Below are 2,110 nucleotides of genomic sequence, written 5' to 3'. Positions count from 1 at the left end.
CATCAGCTTGCTCGATAGCTTTAATGATCTGTGCATTTTTAAGGTTTAGCGCGTGTTGAATACGACGCAAGATTTCGTTGTTAGTCACTGGGGATTCCTAAAAAGGGTTTGAAGAGTAAAAGGTGTTGGTTAGCCCGTTATTGTCGGCAAACAAATTTCTACTCTACATAGCATAGTTGACGGCGACTCTAACAGAGAACGCTTATTTTCGGTAGATATAAAAAATCCCCAATGCTTATCAACTCATTCAAGTTAAAAGTGCATTAGGGATTTCGCTATGAGTGCTTGTTATCTGACTGAAGCCAGAGCTACATTACACGCATGCCAGGTTGAGCACCTTCGTGTGGTTCAAGGATCCACAAGTCACTGCCACCAGGACCAGCAGCTAGGATCATGCCTTCAGACATACCAAACTTCATCTTACGAGGTTTAAGGTTTGCTACCATGACAGTTAGTTTGCCTTCTAACTCTTCAGGTTTGTACGCTGACTTGATACCAGAGAATACTTGGCGAGTTTCACCACCGATGTCCAGTTGGAACTTCAGTAGCTTGTTCGCTTTTGGTACTTCTTCACATGAGATAATACGAGCAATACGCATATCGACTGCTGCAAAGGCATCGAATTCAATCTCGTCTGCGATTGGCTCTTTGTCTAGCTCAGTTTGGCTTGCTTGCTCTTTTTCAGCTTCTGCTTTTTCTTTCGCAGCGGCTTCTGCGGCTGCATCTTCTTTAGAAGACTCGATCATTGCTTCTACTTTCTTCGGATCAATACGGCTAAACAACGCCTTGAACTTAGTGATTTCGTGATCAGTTAGCGGAGTAGCAATCGCTTCCCACGTAAGCTCTTCGTTTAGGAAAGCCTCAGTGCGAGCCGCAAGCTCTGGCATAACGGGTTTCAGGTAAGCCATTAGCACGCGGAATAGGTTAATACCGACAGAAGAAACTTCTTGAAGCTCTTTCTCTTTACCTTCTTCTTTTGCAAGAACCCAAGGTGCTTTTTCGTCGATGTACTGGTTAGCTTTATCAGCTAGTGCAGTAATTTCACGGATAGCGCGGCTGAACTCACGAGTTTCGTATAGCTGACCGATACGCTCTGCAGCAGCAACGAATTCGTTGTATAGCTCAGGTTCTGCAAATTCAGCAGAAAGCTTGCCTTCGAAACGCTTAGTGATGAAGCCAGCGTTACGAGAAGCTAGGTTAACAATCTTGTTTACTACATCCGCGTTTACACGTTGAGTGAAGTCTTCAAGGTTAAGGTCAAGGTCATCGATACGGCTGTTTAGCTTAGCAGCGTAGTAGTAGCGTAGACACTCAGGGTCTAGGTGATTTAAGTACGTACTTGCTTTGATGAATGTGCCTTTTGACTTAGACATTTTCGCACCGTTCACCGTTACGTAGCCGTGTACGAATACGTTGTTTGGCTTACGGAAACCAGCGCCTTCTAGCATTGCAGGCCAGAATAGGCTGTGGAAGTAAACGATGTCTTTACCGATGAAGTGGTAAAGCTCAGTTGTGCTGTCTTTCTTCCAGTATTCGTCAAAGTTGAGATCGTCGCGCTTGTCACATAGGTTCTTGAAAGAAGCCATGTAGCCAACAGGAGCGTCTAGCCAAACGTAGAAAAATTTGTTTTTCTCGCCTGGGATTTCGAAACCGAAGTAAGGTGCATCACGTGAGATATCCCACTGTTGCAGGCCAGACTCGAACCATTCCTGCATTTTGTTTGCAGTTTCATTCTGTAGAGAGCCAGAACGAGTCCACTCTTTTAGCATGCTTTCGAACTGAGGCAGATCGAAGAAGAAGTGCTCAGAATCTTTCATTACTGGAGTTGCGCCAGAAACCGCTGATTTAGGGCTAATTAGCTCAGTTGGGCTGTATGTCTCACCACAGTTATCACAGTTATCACCATACTGGTCTTCTGACTTACACTTAGGGCAAGTACCTTTTACGAAGCGGTCTGGTAGGAACATCTCTTTCTCAGGATCGAAAAGCTGAGAAATAGTACGGCTAGAAATGAAGCCGTTCTTTTTAAGTTCTAAATAGATGTGAGAAGCCAGTTCACGGTTCTCTTCGCTATGTGTGCTGTGGTAGTTATCAAAGCTGATATCAAAGC

The 2,110-nt window shown here is 44.5% G+C and carries 1 protein-coding gene and 1 pseudogene; both read right to left on the bottom strand.

All coding sequences use genetic code 11. The annotated features are described in order from the left end of the window. Positions 1-88 (bottom strand): annotated as a pseudogene (locus AB4232_RS20870) (DUF1456 domain-containing protein); the annotation flags it as partial. A gap of 220 nt (positions 89-308) precedes the next feature. Next, on the bottom strand, positions 309-2,110 hold a 1,802-nt coding region (gene metG / locus AB4232_RS20865; protein ID WP_372087923.1), incomplete at its 5' end, for a methionine--tRNA ligase.

Source organism: Vibrio sp. 10N.286.46.A8 (genome assembly GCF_041470165.1).
GTDB lineage: Bacteria > Pseudomonadota > Gammaproteobacteria > Enterobacterales > Vibrionaceae > Vibrio > Vibrio tasmaniensis_A.
Note: the sequence above shows the minus strand (reverse complement) of the source record. Positions and strands in the feature narration are given on the sequence as shown.